Source organism: Faecalibacterium sp. I3-3-89 (genome assembly GCF_023347275.1).
GTDB lineage: Bacteria > Bacillota > Clostridia > Oscillospirales > Ruminococcaceae > Faecalibacterium > Faecalibacterium butyricigenerans.
Genome location: NZ_CP094468.1, coordinates 883,501 through 899,747, shown reverse-complemented (window position 1 = coordinate 899,747; position 16,247 = coordinate 883,501). Strand labels below are relative to the sequence as shown.

Annotated in this window: 8 protein-coding genes, 3 rRNA genes and 1 riboswitch; all 11 genes read right to left on the bottom strand. The window is 55.5% G+C overall.

Annotated features, from left to right (window positions below; translation table 11 throughout):
* Nucleotides 1-28: 28 nt before the first annotated feature.
* The 11 genes from secA to coaD all read right to left on the bottom strand — a co-directional run bounded on the left by secA (nucleotide 29) and on the right by coaD (nucleotide 16,089).
* Nucleotides 29-2,866, bottom strand: coding sequence for a preprotein translocase subunit SecA (gene secA / locus MTP38_RS04250; RefSeq protein WP_249234347.1), 2,838 nt, complete (start codon nucleotides 2,864-2,866; stop codon nucleotides 29-31).
* A 308-nt stretch (nucleotides 2,867-3,174) separates the two neighbouring features.
* Nucleotides 3,175-3,291: ribosomal RNA gene (rrf, locus tag MTP38_RS04245) — 5S ribosomal RNA — on the bottom strand.
* A 125-nt stretch (nucleotides 3,292-3,416) separates the two neighbouring features.
* Nucleotides 3,417-6,251 (bottom strand): 23S ribosomal RNA (locus tag MTP38_RS04240).
* 272 nt (nucleotides 6,252-6,523) lie between these two features.
* Nucleotides 6,524-8,034, bottom strand: a 16S ribosomal RNA gene (locus tag MTP38_RS04235).
* The 16S, 23S and 5S rRNA genes sit together here, the layout of an rRNA operon.
* A 675-nt stretch (nucleotides 8,035-8,709) precedes the next feature.
* Nucleotides 8,710-8,785: riboswitch (cyclic di-GMP riboswitch) on the bottom strand.
* A 199-nt stretch (nucleotides 8,786-8,984) separates the two neighbouring features.
* Nucleotides 8,985-10,079, bottom strand: a complete 1,095-nt coding sequence (gene acrA / locus MTP38_RS04230) for an acryloyl-CoA reductase electron transfer subunit beta (protein WP_249234346.1) — start codon at nucleotides 10,077-10,079, stop codon at nucleotides 8,985-8,987.
* A gap of 21 nt (nucleotides 10,080-10,100) precedes the next feature.
* Entirely contained in the window at nucleotides 10,101-10,895 is a 795-nt protein-coding gene (acrB, locus tag MTP38_RS04225; RefSeq protein ID WP_227621593.1) for an acryloyl-CoA reductase electron transfer subunit gamma, read from the bottom strand.
* A 17-nt stretch (nucleotides 10,896-10,912) separates the two neighbouring features.
* Entirely contained in the window at nucleotides 10,913-12,082 is a 1,170-nt protein-coding gene (locus MTP38_RS04220) for an acyl-CoA dehydrogenase (RefSeq protein ID WP_227621594.1), read from the bottom strand.
* 119 nt (nucleotides 12,083-12,201) lie between these two features.
* A complete protein-coding gene (locus MTP38_RS04215) occupies nucleotides 12,202-13,074 on the bottom strand; it encodes a 3-hydroxyacyl-CoA dehydrogenase family protein (RefSeq protein WP_227621595.1) in 873 nt (290 codons plus the stop codon).
* Nucleotides 13,075-13,369: 295 nt separating this feature from the next.
* A complete protein-coding gene (locus MTP38_RS04210; protein ID WP_055187889.1) occupies nucleotides 13,370-14,155 on the bottom strand; it encodes an enoyl-CoA hydratase-related protein in 786 nt (261 codons plus the stop codon).
* 121 nt (nucleotides 14,156-14,276) lie between these two features.
* Nucleotides 14,277-15,494 (bottom strand): acetyl-CoA C-acetyltransferase, encoded by a 1,218-nt coding sequence (locus tag MTP38_RS04205; RefSeq protein WP_249234345.1) that lies wholly within the window; start codon nucleotides 15,492-15,494, stop codon nucleotides 14,277-14,279.
* Between the two features lie 91 nt (nucleotides 15,495-15,585).
* Nucleotides 15,586-16,089 (bottom strand): pantetheine-phosphate adenylyltransferase, encoded by a 504-nt coding sequence (gene coaD / locus MTP38_RS04200; protein WP_249234344.1) that lies wholly within the window; start codon nucleotides 16,087-16,089, stop codon nucleotides 15,586-15,588.
* Nucleotides 16,090-16,247: the final 158 nt, after the last annotated feature.

The following is a 16,247-nucleotide window of genomic DNA, read 5'->3' as shown; positions in this document are numbered from 1 at the left end:
AGGGAGAGCTTTCTTGCTATGGTCTTATTCAGCCCTCCGTGTGGCTTCCTTCGGGGTGGTACTTGGCGCAGGTGCACTTTTTCCACTTCAGGCCGCTGCCACAGGGGCAGGGGTCATTGCGGCCGATCTTGATGACCCGGACAGGTTGGCCCTTGGGCGCGCCCTTGGCACCGGGGGCACCGTTGCCGGGCACATAGCCCTCGCCGGTGGGCTTTGCCACCTGCTCGCGCTTGGGGGCTGCGCCCGCCTCGCGCACCTCGATGGTCAGCAGCATCTTGATGCTGGACTCCCGGATGGAATCGACCATCTGGTCGAACATATCGAAGCCCTCGATGCGGTACTCGACGACAGGGTCCTTCTGGCCGTAGCCGCGCAGGGCGATGCCCTGACGCAGCTGGTCCATATTATCAATATGGTCCATCCACTGGCGGTCTACACACTTCAGCAGGCAGATACGCTCCAGCTCCCGCATCAGAGGTGCGCCGTAGCGCTGCTCCTTGTCGTTCAGGATGTCCATGCCGCGCTGATACAGCATATCGGCGATGCTCTCCTGCGAGATGTTGTCGTAATCGGCCACGGTGTAGTGGAAGTCCTCGTCGGTGGTCAGCCAGCCCAGATAGTGGCGGCGGAGTGCGCCGAAGTCCCACTCATCCTTCACATCGCCTGCGAGGAACTGCTTGCAGCTGGACTCGATGTTCTCCTTCAGCATATTGTGCATCTCGGCGCTGATGTCCTCGCCGTTCAGCACCTTGTGACGCTGGCCGTAGATGATCTCACGCTGCTGGTTCATGACGTCGTCGTACTTCAGGACGTTCTTGCGGATCTCGAAGTTGCGACCCTCGAGTTTCTTCTGGGCCGTCTCGATGGTGCTGGTGATCATCCGGTTCTCGATGGGGGTGTCCTCGTCGATGCCCAGCGTGCCCATCAGGTTCTGCACGCGGTCGCCGCCGAACAGGCGCATCAGGTCGTCCTCGAGGCTCAGGTAGAAGCGGGATGCACCGGGGTCGCCCTGACGGCCTGCACGGCCGCGCAGCTGGTTGTCGATACGGCGGCTCTCGTGGCGCTCGGTACCAATGATGAACAGACCGCCTGCGGCACGCACCTCCTCGGCCTCCGCCTCAGTCAGGGGCTTGTACTGGGCATACAGCTCATCGAAACGCTTGCGGACTGCCAGAATGTTGGCGTCGCTGGTCTCGCCGTGGCCGTCGGCCTCGATGAGCAGCTGTTCCACAGCGGCGGGCAGGGCCTCTTCGGGCTTTTCAGGGTTCAGCAGTTTCTCGCAGAAGTGCTCTTTCCGCATCTGGGCCTTTGCCATATACTCGGCGTTGCCGCCCAGCATAATATCCGTACCACGGCCTGCCATATTGGTGGCGATGGTGATCGCGCCCTTCTTGCCGGCCTGTGCGACGATCTCAGCCTCTCGCTCGTGGTTCTTGGCGTTCAGCACATTGAAATCGCGGGTATACTTCTGCAGCATCTTGGCGAGAGTCTCGCTCTTCTCGACGCTGACCGTACCCACCAGAACAGGCTGACCATTCTTATGGCACTCCATGACCTGCTGGATGACCGCGTTGTACTTGCCGTTAATGGTCTTGTAGATGGCGTCCGGGTAGTCCTTGCGGACGTTGGGACGGTTGGTGGGGACGGTGACGATGTTCAGGCCATAAATTTCGGTGAACTCGGTGGCCTCCGTCTTGGCTGTGCCGGTCATACCGGCCAGCTTCTTGTACATACGGAAGTAGTTCTGGAAGGTGATGGTAGCCAGCGTCTTGCTCTCGGCGGCGATCTTCACGCCCTCCTTGGCCTCGATGGCCTGATGCAGGCCCTCGTTGTACCGGCGGCCGATCATCAGGCGGCCCGTGAACTCATCGACGATGATGACTTCGCCGTCCTTCACGACGTAGTCAATGTCCCGCTGCATCACACCGTAGGCCTTGATGGCCTGATCGATGTGGTGGGCGAGGGTCATATTCTCAGCAGCGGCGAGGTTCTCGACCTTGAAATATTCCTCCGCCTTCTTGATGCCCTTGGCGGTCAGGGTGCAGGTCTTGTGCTTCTCGTCCACGACGTAATCGCCGTCAGCCTGCTCGTCGGCCTCCAGCTTGTCTTCCAGCTCGACCACGACGCTCTTGCGCAGGGTGCGGACGAAGCGGTCCACCTGCGTGTACAGGCTGGAGGAATCCTCACCGCGGCCGGAGATGATCAGGGGGGTGCGGGCCTCATCGATGAGGATGGAGTCCACCTCATCGACGATGGCGTAGACATGGCCGCGCTGCACCATGTTGTCCTTGTAGGTCACCATATTGTCGCGCAGGTAGTCGAAGCCGAACTCGTTGTTGGTGCCATAGGTGATGTCGGCGTTGTAGGCCCCACGGCGGGCGTCGCCATCCATGCCCTGTACGATCAGGCCGACCGACAGACCCAGCCAGCGGTAAAGCTTGCCCATCCACTCGCTGTCGCGCTTGGCGAGGTAGTCATTGACGGTAACGATGTGGACGCCCTCGCCGGTCAGCGCATTCAGGTAGGCGGGCAGGGTCGCCACAAGGGTCTTGCCTTCACCGGTCTGCATCTCGGCGATGTCGCCCCGATGGAGGGCGATGCCGCCGGTGACCTGCACCGGGAAGTGCTTCATGCCCAGCACGCGCCATGCGGCCTCGCGGCAGACGGCGAAGGCGTCGGGCAGGATATTGTCCAGCGTTTTGCCGTCGGCCAGCTGCTGCTTCAGCGCGGGGGTCTGGGCCTGCAGCTCGGCGTCGGACATGGCCTGATACTTGCCTTCCAGTGCCAGCACCTGTTTGGTGAGGGGGTTGATCTTTTTCAGCTCCCGGTCAGAGAAGCTGCCAAAGAGTTTTTCAGCTAAGGACATTGGTCACACCTCATGATTCTTTAAAATAGCAAACGTCCGGGCTTTTTTCAGCCTCAAAACGAATATTCACATACAGATATATGATACACCAAAAGCGGCATCCCGTCAAACCCGACCGTGAATTTTAGCCGGTTATTGAATGAATTTTCTGTAAATTCCTTCGCTCTATCCAGCCGCAGCATGGGATCAGCCTTTTTCGATATAATAGCAGACGAGGTCTGTCGCGCCGCGCACCGCATGGCGCACTAGCCACCTTCTTTTCTGAGTAAAAGAAAACCGCCCTGAGAACCCTCAGAGCGGCATATTCAAGTCGGCGACTACCTATTTTCACAAGCCGTTTCCAGCTAACTATCTTGGGCACGAGTGAGCTTAACTGCTGTGTTCGGAATGGGAACAGGTGGAACCTCACCGTCATCGTCACCGACCATATGACTAGCTAAGTATATCATTTCTGACTTACTTTGTCTAGTATTTCTAGAAGGACGTGCCTTCAAAACTGAATAATCACTGCTTACATTTTTTCGTTGACTCTAAGAGTCTCAAGCGAATTGTGGTCAAGCCCTCGACCTATTAGTACACGCTTGCTGAATGGATCGCTCCACTTACACATCGTGCCTATCGACCTTGTAGTCTTCAAGGAGTCTTACTTGTTTAAAACAATGGGATATCTTATCTTTGGGTCGGCTTCACGCTTAGATGCTTTCAGCGTTTATCCGATCCGTACGTAGTTGCCCAGCTATGCTCCTGGCGGAACAACTGGTGCGCCAGAGGTACGTCCGTCCCGGTCCTCTCGTACTAGGGACAGCTCCCATCAAATATCCTGCGCCCACGACAGATAGGGACCGAACTGTCTCACGACGTTCTGAACCCAGCTCGCGTACCGCTTTAATTGGCGAACAGCCAAACCCTTGGGACCGAATACAGCCCCAGGATGCGATGAGCCGACATCGAGGTGCCAAACCTCCCCGTCGATGTGGACTCTTGGGGGAGATCAGCCTGTTATCCCCAGGGTAACTTTTATCCGTTGAGCGATGGCATTTCCACTCACATACCACCGGATCACTAACTCCAACTTTCGTTACTGCTCGACCCGTCAGTCTCGCAGTTAGGCTCGCTTCTGCGTTTGCACTCTTTTGCTTGATTTCCGTTCAAGCTGAGCGAACCTTTGAACGCCTCCGTTACTTTTTAGGAGGCGACCGCCCCAGTCAAACTGCCCACCTAACAATGTCCCCCGACTCGATTCAGAGCCGCAGGTTAGAATTCCAATATCGCAAGGATGGTATCCCAACGGCCACTCCGCAGAAGCCAAAGCTCCTGTTTCCCTGTGTCCCATCTATCCTGTGCATGCAACATCGAAACCCAATATTAGGCTACAGTAAAGCTCCATGGGGTCTTTCCGTCTTGTCGCGGGTAACCGGCATCTTCACCGGTACTACAATTTCGCCGGGCGGGCTGTTGAGACAGTGCCCAAATCATTACGCCTTTCATGCGGGTCAGAACTTACCTGACAAGGAATTTCGCTACCTTAGGACCGTTATAGTTACGGCCGCCGTTCACTGGGGCTTCGATTCAATGCTTGCACATCTCCTCTTAACCTTCCAGCACCGGGCAGGCGTCAGCTCGTATACGTCATCTTTCGATTTAGCACAAACCTGTGTTTTTGGTAAACAGTTGCTTGGGCCGATTCTCTGCGGCTCCATCTCTGGAGCACCCCTTCTCCCGAAGTTACGGGGTCAATTTGCCGAGTTCCTTAACAACCCTTCTCCCGTTGGCCTTAGAATCTTCTTCCTACCTACCTGTGTCGGTTTGCGGTACGGGCACCTCAGAAATACACACAGCTTTTCTCGCCATCTTCCATCCCAGACTTCGGTACTAACTTCCCTCGATCTCTACCGGAACCAACACCCGGCTCTGAGACTTCAAATGTGTCCCTGTGCTTAACTCTTTTGGTGGTGACGGAATCTCTACCGTCTGTGCATCGGCTACGCCTTCCGGCCTCACCTTAGCTCCCGACTAACTTGGAGCGGACGAACCTTCCTCCAAAAACCTGAGGCTTTCGGCCATGCAGATTCTCACTGCATTCGCGCTACTCATTCCGGCATTCTCACTTCTATACACTCCACAGCCGCTTACGCTACTGTTTCTCCGCGTATACAACGCTCCCCTACCCAATCCATTACTGGATTGCCTAAGCTTCGGTGTCAGGTTTAGCCCCGTTAAATTCTCCGCGCAAAGACGCTCGACCAGTGAGCTATTACGCACTCTTTGAATGAGTGGCTGCTTCTGAGCCAACATCCTGGTTGTCTGCGTATCTTCACATCGTTTTCCACTTAACCTGACTTTGGGACCTTAGCTGTAGATCTGGGCTGTTTCCCTTTTGACAATGACATTTATCTGACACTGTCTGACTCCCAAGCATCAATACTCTGGCATTCTGAGTTTGATAAGCTTCGCTAACCTCTCGGCCGCTAGGCTATTCAGTGCTTTACCTCCAGGTATCTAACTTGAGGCTAGTCCTAAAACTATTTCGGGGAGAACCAGCTATCTCCGGGTTCGATTGGAATTTCTCCGCTACCCACAGTTCATCCGCCGCCTTTTCAACGGAGGTCGGTTCGGTCCTCCATGGAATTTTACTTCCACTTCAACCTGACCATGGGTAGGTCACCCGGTTTCGGGCCCATTATATGCAACTTAACGCCCTTTTCAAACTCGCTTTCGCTTCGGCTCCAGACCTTAAGTCCTTAACCTTGCTGCATACAATCGCTCGCCGGACCGTTCTACAAAAAGTACCCTATCACACATTGACGCGCTCTAGGTGCTTGTAGGCACAGGGTTTCAGGTTCTTTTTCACTCCCCTCCCGGGGTGCTTTTCACCTTTCCTTCACAGTACTATACGCTATCGGTCACTGGGTAGTATTTAGGGTTGGAGGGTGGTCCCCCCATCTTCCGACCAGGTTTCACGTGTCTGGCCGTACTCTGGAATCTGCGCAGCTCTCTCCGTTTTCACCTACGTGGTTCTCACACTCTCTGACCGGCCTTCCCATGCCGTTCGGTTAACAGATTGAGTCCTAAAAGCAGTCCGTACCCCGGAAGTATTTCTACTCCCGGTTTGCCCTCTTCCGCGTTCGCTCGCCACTACTTACGGAATCTCGTTTGATGTCTCTTCCTCGCCCTACTTAGATGTTTCAGTTCAGGCGGTTCCCCCGATGCACCTATTTTAAATTTCAGTGCAGCGTACTTGAGTATGAACTCAAGTGAGTTTCCTCATTCAGAAATCTCCGGATCAATGCTTATTTGCAGCTCCCCGAAGCTTATCGCAGCTTATCACGTCTTTCATCGGCTCCCAGTGCCAAGGCATTCGCCCTGCGCCCTTGTTCGCTTGACCATTCAAACTATTCTCTCTCGAGAATGGCTTGTATCCTCTTGATTCTCTCTTGCCAACGAAGATTATTGTTACCCTTCCTTTTGAAATTGTAATATTTCTTAAAAAGAACTTACTATAATCTTTGTTTCGCAGTTATTATTCAGTTTTCAAGGTACGTCTTTGAGTTCCCTTTTCAGGGCCCTCAAAATCGAACAATATCTAATCAACTTGTCTCTGTCACCTGTTCCAAGAACAAACCATCTTCGATGTTTCGTTCTTGCCTGACTCCTTAGAAAGGAGGTGATCCAGCCGCAGGTTCTCCTACGGCTACCTTGTTACGACTTCACCCCAATCACCAGTTTTACCTTCGGCGGCGTCCTCCTTGCGGTTAGACTACCGACTTCGGGTCCCCCCGGCTCTCATGGTGTGACGGGCGGTGTGTACAAGGCCCGGGAACGTATTCACCGTGGCATGCTGATCCACGATTACTAGCAATTCCGACTTCGTGCAGGCGAGTTGCAGCCTGCAGTCCGAACTGGGACGTTGTTTCTGAGTTTTGCTCCACCTCGCGGTCTTGCTTCTCTTTGTTTAACGCCATTGTAGTACGTGTGTAGCCCAAGTCATAAAGGGCATGATGATTTGACGTCATCCCCACCTTCCTCCGTTTTGTCAACGGCAGTCTGGCCAGAGTCCTCTTGCGTAGTAACTGACCATAAGGGTTGCGCTCGTTGCGGGACTTAACCCAACATCTCACGACACGAGCTGACGACAACCATGCACCACCTGTCTCCTTGCTCCGAAGAGAAAACATATTTCTATGTTCGTCAAGGGATGTCAAGACTTGGTAAGGTTCTTCGCGTTGCGTCGAATTAAACCACATACTCCACTGCTTGTGCGGGCCCCCGTCAATTCCTTTGAGTTTCAACCTTGCGGTCGTACTCCCCAGGTGGATTACTTATTGTGTTAACTGCGGCACTGAAGGGGTCAATCCTCCAACACCTAGTAATCATCGTTTACGGTGTGGACTACCAGGGTATCTAATCCTGTTTGCTACCCACACTTTCGAGCCTCAGCGTCAGTTGGTGCCCAGTAGGCCGCCTTCGCCACTGGTGTTCCTCCCGATATCTACGCATTCCACCGCTACACCGGGAATTCCGCCTACCTCTGCACTACTCAAGAAAAACAGTTTTGAAAGCAGTTTATGGGTTGAGCCCATAGATTTCACTTCCAACTTGTCTTCCCGCCTGCGCTCCCTTTACACCCAGTAATTCCGGACAACGCTTGTGACCTACGTTTTACCGCGGCTGCTGGCACGTAGTTAGCCGTCACTTCCTTGTTGAGTACCGTCATTATCTTCCTCAACAACAGGAGTTTACAATCCGAAGACCTTCTTCCTCCACGCGGCGTCGCTGCATCAGGGTTTCCCCCATTGTGCAATATTCCCCACTGCTGCCTCCCGTAGGAGTCTGGGCCGTGTCTCAGTCCCAATGTGGCCGTTCAACCTCTCAGTCCGGCTACCGATCGTCGCCTTGGTGGGCCGTTACCTCACCAACTAGCTAATCGGACGCGAGGCCATCTCAAAGCGGATTGCTCCTTTTCCCTCAGGTCGATGCCGACCCGTGGGCTTATGCGGTATTAGCAGTCGTTTCCAACTGTTGTCCCCCTCTTTGAGGCAGGTTCCTCACGCGTTACTCACCCGTTCGCCACTCGATCGAAGAAGCAAGCTCCTTCTCTCTCGTTCGACTTGCATGTGTTAGGCGCGCCGCCAGCGTTCGTCCTGAGCCAGGATCAAACTCTTTATTAAATGATATTTATCACTTAAAAAGTGTTAAATCTCTCTTCGCTCAGCACGCAATCGCTTGCGTCCTGTGTGAATTACTTTGTTTGGAATTGTTTAACGTGTTTTTCCAACACGAAAATAGGTTCCGTTACAAGTTTTTCGATATTGTTCAATTTTCAAGGTCCTGTAGCGCCTCAGCCAAGCGGCTGACGACTTGATTATTTTACCACAGAAGCGGTTTTTTGTCAAGCTTTATTTTTTCGAAGTTTTTCGTTTCTTACCGAACTTGGAGCATCTCGAAAGCCTCTCGCATTCCTGCCGGACTTTCTCGCGTCTATTGGTTCTTTTCGCTTTACTTCTAGCTGAGACTCGGAAGTCATTCTTTTGTCTCAGCGCTTGGCGCTCAAGTATAATACCACATCACCGCCCGGATGTCAACACTTTTTTGCTTCTTTTTTCAAGTTTTTTCGCGCTGACTGAAATCGGCTTCATCTCCTTGTATTTTCAGACGCAAAACCATACCATCTTTATATAGGTATCGCAGCCGCAGGACGCAAAAGGGCATAAAAAAATCCCCCAAGAGACGTTTCCTGCTCGTCTATCGGGGGACTTTCGAAAGACATCATCACTCAAATCTGTTCCGGCGACTAAAAAAAGAGGAACCACAATACTCATAGACAAAGTAAAGGCAATTCCTCAAAATGCAACTGGCTACCATTTTACAGGCCCTTTAGCTTTGCGTCATAGCTTTTCAACTATTTTGCTAAATATTCTATTCGCAAACTCTTTTTTGAGTCGATCAGATTTAACTGATTTTCCAGCGCTCACGCGCCTTCATCTCTCTGGCAATAATATACCATACTCCCTTAGCTCTGTCAATGGTAAATTTTAGAATTTTTATTATTTTCTGGCTGTAACACAAAAAGGAGGGCAGCCCTTTCGAGCTGCCCTCCAGAAACCTATTTCTCAGCCGATCACTGAGCAGCCTTTGCTGCCTCGATCTGCTTGATGAGTTCGGGAACGACCTTGAACAGGTCGCCAACGATGCCGTAGTCAGCCACGCCGAAGATGGGGGCGGACTCGTTCTTGTTGACGGCGATGATGCACTCGGAATCCTGCATACCTGCGGTGTGCTGGATCGCGCCGGAGATGCCAAGAGCCACATAGATCTTGGGGTGGACGGTCTTACCGGTCTGACCCACCTGATGGTCAGCGGTCATCCAGCCTGCGTCGGTGACGGCACGGGATGCGCCGACAACGCCGCCGCCCAGAGCTGCAGCCAGCTGCTCAGCCAGCTCAATGCCCTTGTTGACGTCCTTGCTGATGCCACGGCCCACAGAGACGATGACGTCTGCGCCGATGAGATCGACCAGCTTCTCAGCTGCCTTCTCAACGCTCAGGACCTCGGTCTTCACATCGTCAGCAGTCAGGCTGAATGCGGGCTTCACGATCTGGCAGGCATCTGCCTTGGCCTGATCGAAGGGAGCCTTCTTCATGACGCCGGGACGGACAGTGGACATCTGGGGACGGAAGCGGGGGCAGATAATGGTAGCCATCAGATGGCCGCCGAATGCGGGACGGGTCATCTTCAGGTTGCGATCCTCATAATCGAACTTCTGCTTGGACAGGTCGATGGTGGAGCTTTCCTTCAGGAACTCGACATACTTTGCAGTGTCGATGTCCAGATGGGTCGCATCAGCGGTCAGGCCGGTGTGCAGACGAGCTGCGCAGCGGGGGCCAAGGTCACGGCCGATGTTGGTAGCACCGATCAGCAGGACCTCAGGCTTATACTCGTTGACCATGTCGCAGACGACCTTAGCGTATGCGTCAGTGGTGTAATCCTTCAGCAGGGGGCTTTCGCAGACCAGGACCTTATCAGCGCCATAGCCGCCCAGCTCCTTTGCGATGCCTTCCACGTTGTCGCCCAGCAGCAGGCCGGTGACTTCGCAGCCCAGCTCGTCAGCCAGCTTGCGGGCCTCGCTGACCAGCTCAAAATCAGTGGACATCAGTGCGCCCTGGCGCTGCTCGCAGAAGACCCAGACGCCCTTGTATTCGTTAAAATCAGCCATTGTAATCCTATGCTCCTTTCATCAGATCAGGTGCTTCTTGGCCAGGATACCAGCCAGCTGTGCAGCGGTATCGTCGCCAGTCAGCATAGTGCCTGCGCCCTTCTGCGGAGGAGTGAAGGACTTGAAGACGTTCGTCGGAGAACCCTTCAGACCGATGGTATCGACCTCGATCAGCGGATCGTCCTTCAGTGCATTGTAATCGAACACTTCCATCGGCTTGTCGTAGCAGGTGAAGATGCCGTTGACGCTCATATAGCGGGGCTGGTTCAGCTCCTTGATGCAGGTCAGCAGGCAGGGAGTCTGCACCTTGACCATCATGTAGCCGTCTTCCAGCATACGCTTGACGGTGAGGGTGTTGCCATCCTTCTGGATGTCTGCAACATAGGTCACCTGAGGCAGGTGCAGCTTCTCAGCGATCTGAGGGCCGACCTGTGCGGTATCGCCATCGATTGCCTGACGGCCGCAGAACACGACGTCCTCGGGGCCGACACCGATCTTGTTGACCGCAGCAGCGAGGATCTGGCTGGTTGCGAAGGTATCAGAACCGCCGAACTCGCGGCCGGACACCAGAACAGCCTTGTCAGCGCCGCGGGCCAGCAGCTCACGCAGCATACCCTCGGCCGGCGGGGGACCCATGGTGACGACGACGACTTCACAGCCGGTCTCGTCCTTCAGCTTCAGGGCGGCCTCCAGAGCGTTCAGGTCATCGGGGTTGGTAATGGTTGCCATAGAGGCACGGTCCAGAGTACCGTCCGCCTTGACGGCCACCTTACCGGAGGTATCAGGAACCTGCTTTACACAAACGATTGCTTTCATTGTAAATCTTGCCTCCCTTACTTCAGCAGCGCGCCGGAAATGACCATCATCTGCACTTCGCTGGTGCCCTCGTAGATCTCAGTGATCTTGGCATCGCGCATCATGCGCTCGATGGGGTAATCACGGGTGTAGCCGTAGCCACCGAACAGCTGCAGGCAGCGGCGGGTGACATCGCTGGCGGTGCGGGCTGCGATCAGCTTAGCCTCAGCAGCCTCGACGCTGTAGCGGACCTTTGCGCCGTTCATTGCTTCCTGCTTCTTCAGAGCGGCAGCGTAGACCAGATACTTTGCAGCCTCGATGCGGGCCTTCATCTCAGCCAGCTCGAACTGGGTGTTCTGGAAAGCGGAAATGCTGCGGCCAAACTGCTTGCGCTCCTTGACGTAAGCGACAGTCTCCTGCAGAGCGCCCTCGGCGATGCCCAGAGCCTGAGAGGCGATGCCGATACGGCCGCCGTCCAGAGTGGCCATAGCCAGCTGGAAGCCCTTGCCACGGATGCCCAGCATACGGTCCTTCGGGATGCGGCAGTCCTCAAAGATCAGCTCGCAGGTGGAAGAACCACGGATGCCCATCTTGTCCTCAGCCTTGCCGACGGAGAAGCCCGGGTCGGTGCGCTCCACGATGAAGGCGGAGCACAGCTTGGTGGGACGGCCCTTCTTGTCGGGCACGACGTCGGTGACAGCGATGACGATGAAGACATCAGCAAAACCGGCATTGGTGATGAAGATCTTGGAGCCGTTCAGCACCCAGTAATCGCCATCTTCCTTTGCGATGGTCTGCTGGCCCTGAGCGTCGGTGCCAGCGCCCGGCTCGGTCAGGCCGAAAGCGCCCAGCCACTCGCCGCTGCACAGCTTGGGCAGGTACTTCGCCTTCTGCTCGGGGGTGCCGTTCTCGTAGATGGGGGCTGCGCACAGGCTGGTGTGTGCGGAAACGATAACACCGGTAGTGCCGCAGACCTTGCTCAGCTCCTCAACTGCCATGACGTAAGACAGGACATCGCCGCCTGCGCCGCCAACGGAAGTGGGGAAGTAAATGCCCATCATGCCCAGCTTGCCCATCTTCTCGACGGTCTCCTTGGGGAAATACTCTTCGGCATCAACTTTCTTTGCCAGAGGCTTAACTTCGTTTTCAGCAAACTCGCGGTACATCTTCTGCACCATCTGCTGCTGCTTGGACAGAGTAAAATCCATCGCTATATCCTCCTAACGGATGTTTTTCTTTCAGCACAGGGCAGCTGCACGCTTGTCCTGTGCAAACAAATTCCTCCCGGCCGCTTTTTGAGGGCGACCGAGAGAAATTTCAAACTAAATTACAGCTCGTCCACCGGGGTCTTGGTGCGGTCTGCGTTGTAAACGTAGAAGCCCTTGCCGCTCTTGCAGCCCAGATTGCCGCCGCGGACCATCTTGCGGATCAGCGGGCAGGCACGATACTTGCTGTCGCCGGTCTCCTTGTACAGGACGTCCATGATGGCGAGGCAGATGTCCAGACCAATGAAGTCGCCCAGCTCCAGGGGGCCCATCGGGTGGTTAGCACCCAGCTTCATGGCGGTGTCGATGCCGGCGATGTTGGAGACGCCCTCCATCTTGATGAAGGCAGCCTCATTGATCATCGGGATCAGGATGCGGTTGACGACGAAGCCGGCAGCCTCGTTGACCTGCACGGGGTTCTTGCCGATGGCGACGGAGATCTCCTTGATCTTCTCGACGGTCTCAGCAGGAGTGTTGCAGCCAGCGATGACCTCGATGAGCTTCATGCGATCAGCGGGGTTGAAGAAGTGCATACCGATCATGGGACGGGACAGGCCCTTGCCGATCTCGGTGATGGACAGAGAAGAGGTGTTGGAAGCAAAGATGCACTCGGGCTTGCAGATCTTATCCAGCTCGCCGAAAGTGGTCTGCTTGACCTTCATATCCTCGAAAGCAGCCTCAACGATGAGGTCGCAGTCAGCGCACAGGTCTTCCTTCAGGCCCGGGGTGATGGCGGCGACGATAGCGTCGACCTTCTCCTGCGTCATCTTGCCCTTAGCCACCAGCTTGTCGTAGCCCTTCTTGATCTTTGCCAGACCATTCTCAGCCCACTCCTGCTTGATGTCGCAGAGTGCAACAGTGTTGCCCTCGACCTGAGCAAATGCCTTTGCAATGCCCTGGCCCATAGTGCCAGCGCCGATAACACCGATCTTCATGGGAAATCTCTCCTTTATTATGTAATGTTTATCCTCTCCGCCGCCTCCCCTTTCCGGGGAGGCTTTGCAGAGGTGGTTGGTTTTAGTTGTTCGTGAACACAGCCTTGGGCTTCGGTTTCTCACGGCTCAGGAAGCAGGCCGCGTCGGTACTGACTCCACTTCGTTCGCAGCAGCATTGCTGCTGTTGCTCACTCTGTTCCGTAGTACCTCCTTCTCCCCACAAAATCTTGCTGCGCAAGCTTTCGCGGGGGCCCCTTCTTGACGGCATGGCCTGCCCGAGGCTGTCGCTTACCCTTTAGTTGTTGGTGAACACAGCCTTGGGCTTCGGTTTCTCACGGCTCAGGAAGCAGGCCATGCCTTCCTTCTGGTCGTGGGTCTCGAAGCAGTCGCCGAAGAGCTTCTCTTCGACTTCGACAGCCTTCTCGATGGGGAGGCTGATGCCGTCATTGATGGCCTTCTTGCAGTTGCGCACCGCGATGGGGGCGTTCTTGGCGATCTTGCCTGCCAGCTTCAGGACATTCTCCATCAGCTCAGCCTGCGGATACACTGCGTTGACCAGACCGATGCGGTATGCCTCGTCTGCCTTGATGTTCAGTGCAGAGTAGACCAGCTGCTTTGCCATGCCCATGCCCACCAGACGGGCCAGACGCTGGGTGCCGCCGAAGCCCGGGGTGATGCCCAGACCGACTTCCGGCTGACCGAACACAGCGTTGTCGGAGCAGATGCGGATGTCGCAGCTCATAGCCAGCTCATTGCCGCCGCCCAGTGCGAAGCCGTTGACGGCTGCGATGACGGGGATGGGGAAGCTCTCGATCATCAGGAACACATCATTGCCCAGCTTGCCGAAAGCCTCGCCCTCAGCCTTGGTCATGGTGCTCATGGAGCCGATGTCAGCGCCTGCCACGAAGCTCTTGTCGCCTTCGCCGGTCAGGACGATGCAGCGGATGGTCTCCTGATCGACTGCCTCGAAAGCAGCCTTCAGGTCAGCCAGAACCTCGGGGTTCAGGGCGTTCAGTGCCTTCGGGCGGTCGATGGTGATGATCTCGACAGCGCCCTGCACCTCGGTTTTTACAAATGCCATTGTGAAAACCTCCAATCAGGTTATATCTTACTCAAATCAGCCCCCGGACAGGGGGACAGGTCTCCGGTCCTGCCCCTTGTCCGGGCGGTATCAATATCCGGAGTGACCCTTCAAAGGGAACTTAGTCCATCTCGACGATGGTTGCGCAGCCCATGCCGCCGCCGATGCACAGGGTAGCCAGACCCTTCTTTGCACCACGATGCTTCATAGCATACAGCAGGGTGACGAGGATACGAGCGCCGGAAGCGCCGACCGGGTGGCCCAGAGCGATGGCGCCGCCGTTGACGTTCAGCTTGTCCTTGTCGAAGCCCAGAGCCTCGCCGACTGCGATGGACTGAGCTGCGAATGCCTCGTTGGCCTCGATCAGATCCATATCATCAACGGTCAGGCCGGTCTTTGCCATGACCTTCTTGGTGGCAGCGATGGGGCCGAGACCCATGACCTCAGGCTCGACGCCTGCCAGAGCACCTGCGACCCAAGTAGCCAGAGGCTTGATGCCCAGCTCCTTAGCCTTCTCCTCGCTCATGACGACCAGAGCAGCAGCGCCATCGTTGATAGCAGAAGAGTTGCCAGCGGTCACGATGCCGTCCTTGGTGAAGGCGGGCTTCAGGGTGCCCAGCTTCTCGACCGGGGTCAGACGGGGGCCTTCATCGGTATCGAACACGGTGTCGCCCTTCTTGCCCTTGATGACGACAGGAACGATCTCGTCCTTGAATGCGCCGTCCTTGATGGCCTTGTCAGCCTTGATCTGGCTGTTGTAGGAGAACTCATCCAGCTGCTCACGGGTGATGGGGCTGTAGCCGTACTTCTTCTGATAGGTCTCGTTGCTGCAGACATTCTCAGCGGTCATGCCCATGTGCTTGTTGAAGCCGCAGGCATCCCACAGTGCATCGTTGACCATGGTATCGACCAGCTCGCTCTTGCCCATGGGAGAACCCATGCGGTAGCCGTAGCGGGCCTTCTGCAGGGCGAAGGGAGCCATATCCATGTTCTCCATGCCGCCTGCGACCACGATGTCAGCATCGCCAGCCTCGATCATCTGAGCAGCCATGTTGACGCAGTTCAGACCAGAGCCGCAGACCACGTTGACGGTGACGGCGGGGGTCTCGATGGGCAGGCCAGCCTTCAGGGAAGCCTGACGGGCGACGTTCTGGCCCAGACCAGCCTGAATGACGCAGCCCATGTAAACATGATCGACCTGCTCAGGCTTCACGTTTGCACGGTTCAGAGCTTCCTTGATGACGATGGAGCCAAGCTCAGCAGCAGGGACGTTTGCCAGAGTGCCGCCAAACTTACCAATAGCGGTACGGCAGGCAGATGCGATAACAATTTTTTTCATGTTAATAGCCTCCTGAAATGTGTATATTTACGGGGTTTTCGTAAAACGATCTATCAAAAGGCCCGAGAGCCTTTCTGCATGATAAAAGGGATCAGATGGTCTTTCCTTCTGCCTGAAGTTGCTCCACTTTCGCGTGGATGGCCGCTTCTACGTTGGGCGTCACGAACTTGGAGATGTTGCTGCCGTAGCGGGCAGCCTCCTTGACGATGGTGGAGGAAAGGTAGCTCCACTTGATGCTGGTGGCGAGGAACATGGTCTCGATGCCGGGCATCAGTGCGTGGTTGGTCTGCGCCAGCTGGATCTCGTTTTCGAAATCCGTCACGGCCCGCAGGCCCCGCACCATCACCGAGGCGTGGCGCTTCTTGGCGAACTCCACGGTCAGGCCGTCAAAGCTCTCCACCGTCACATTCGGGATGTCCTTGCAGCACTCCTGCAGCAGCGCCACCCGCTCCTCTACGGTGAACAGAGGGTTCTTCGCGCTGTTGATGAGCACTGCCACAATGAGGTGGTCGTTGATCTTTGCTGCCCGCTTGATGATGTCGAGATGTCCTCTCGTGACCGGGTCGAAGGACCCGGGGTAAACTGCTGTTGCCATCGGTATGGTCTCCTTTATCGCCGCGCTTTGGAAAAGCGCAATTTGGTGTTGCCATGATAGCACTTTTCAGTTCCCGCTTCAAGTATCGAGGCATACGCCCCTCGCAACATCGTTAATTTTTAGTCAATTAACGTCACACTGGGGCGCTTTGTCTTGGT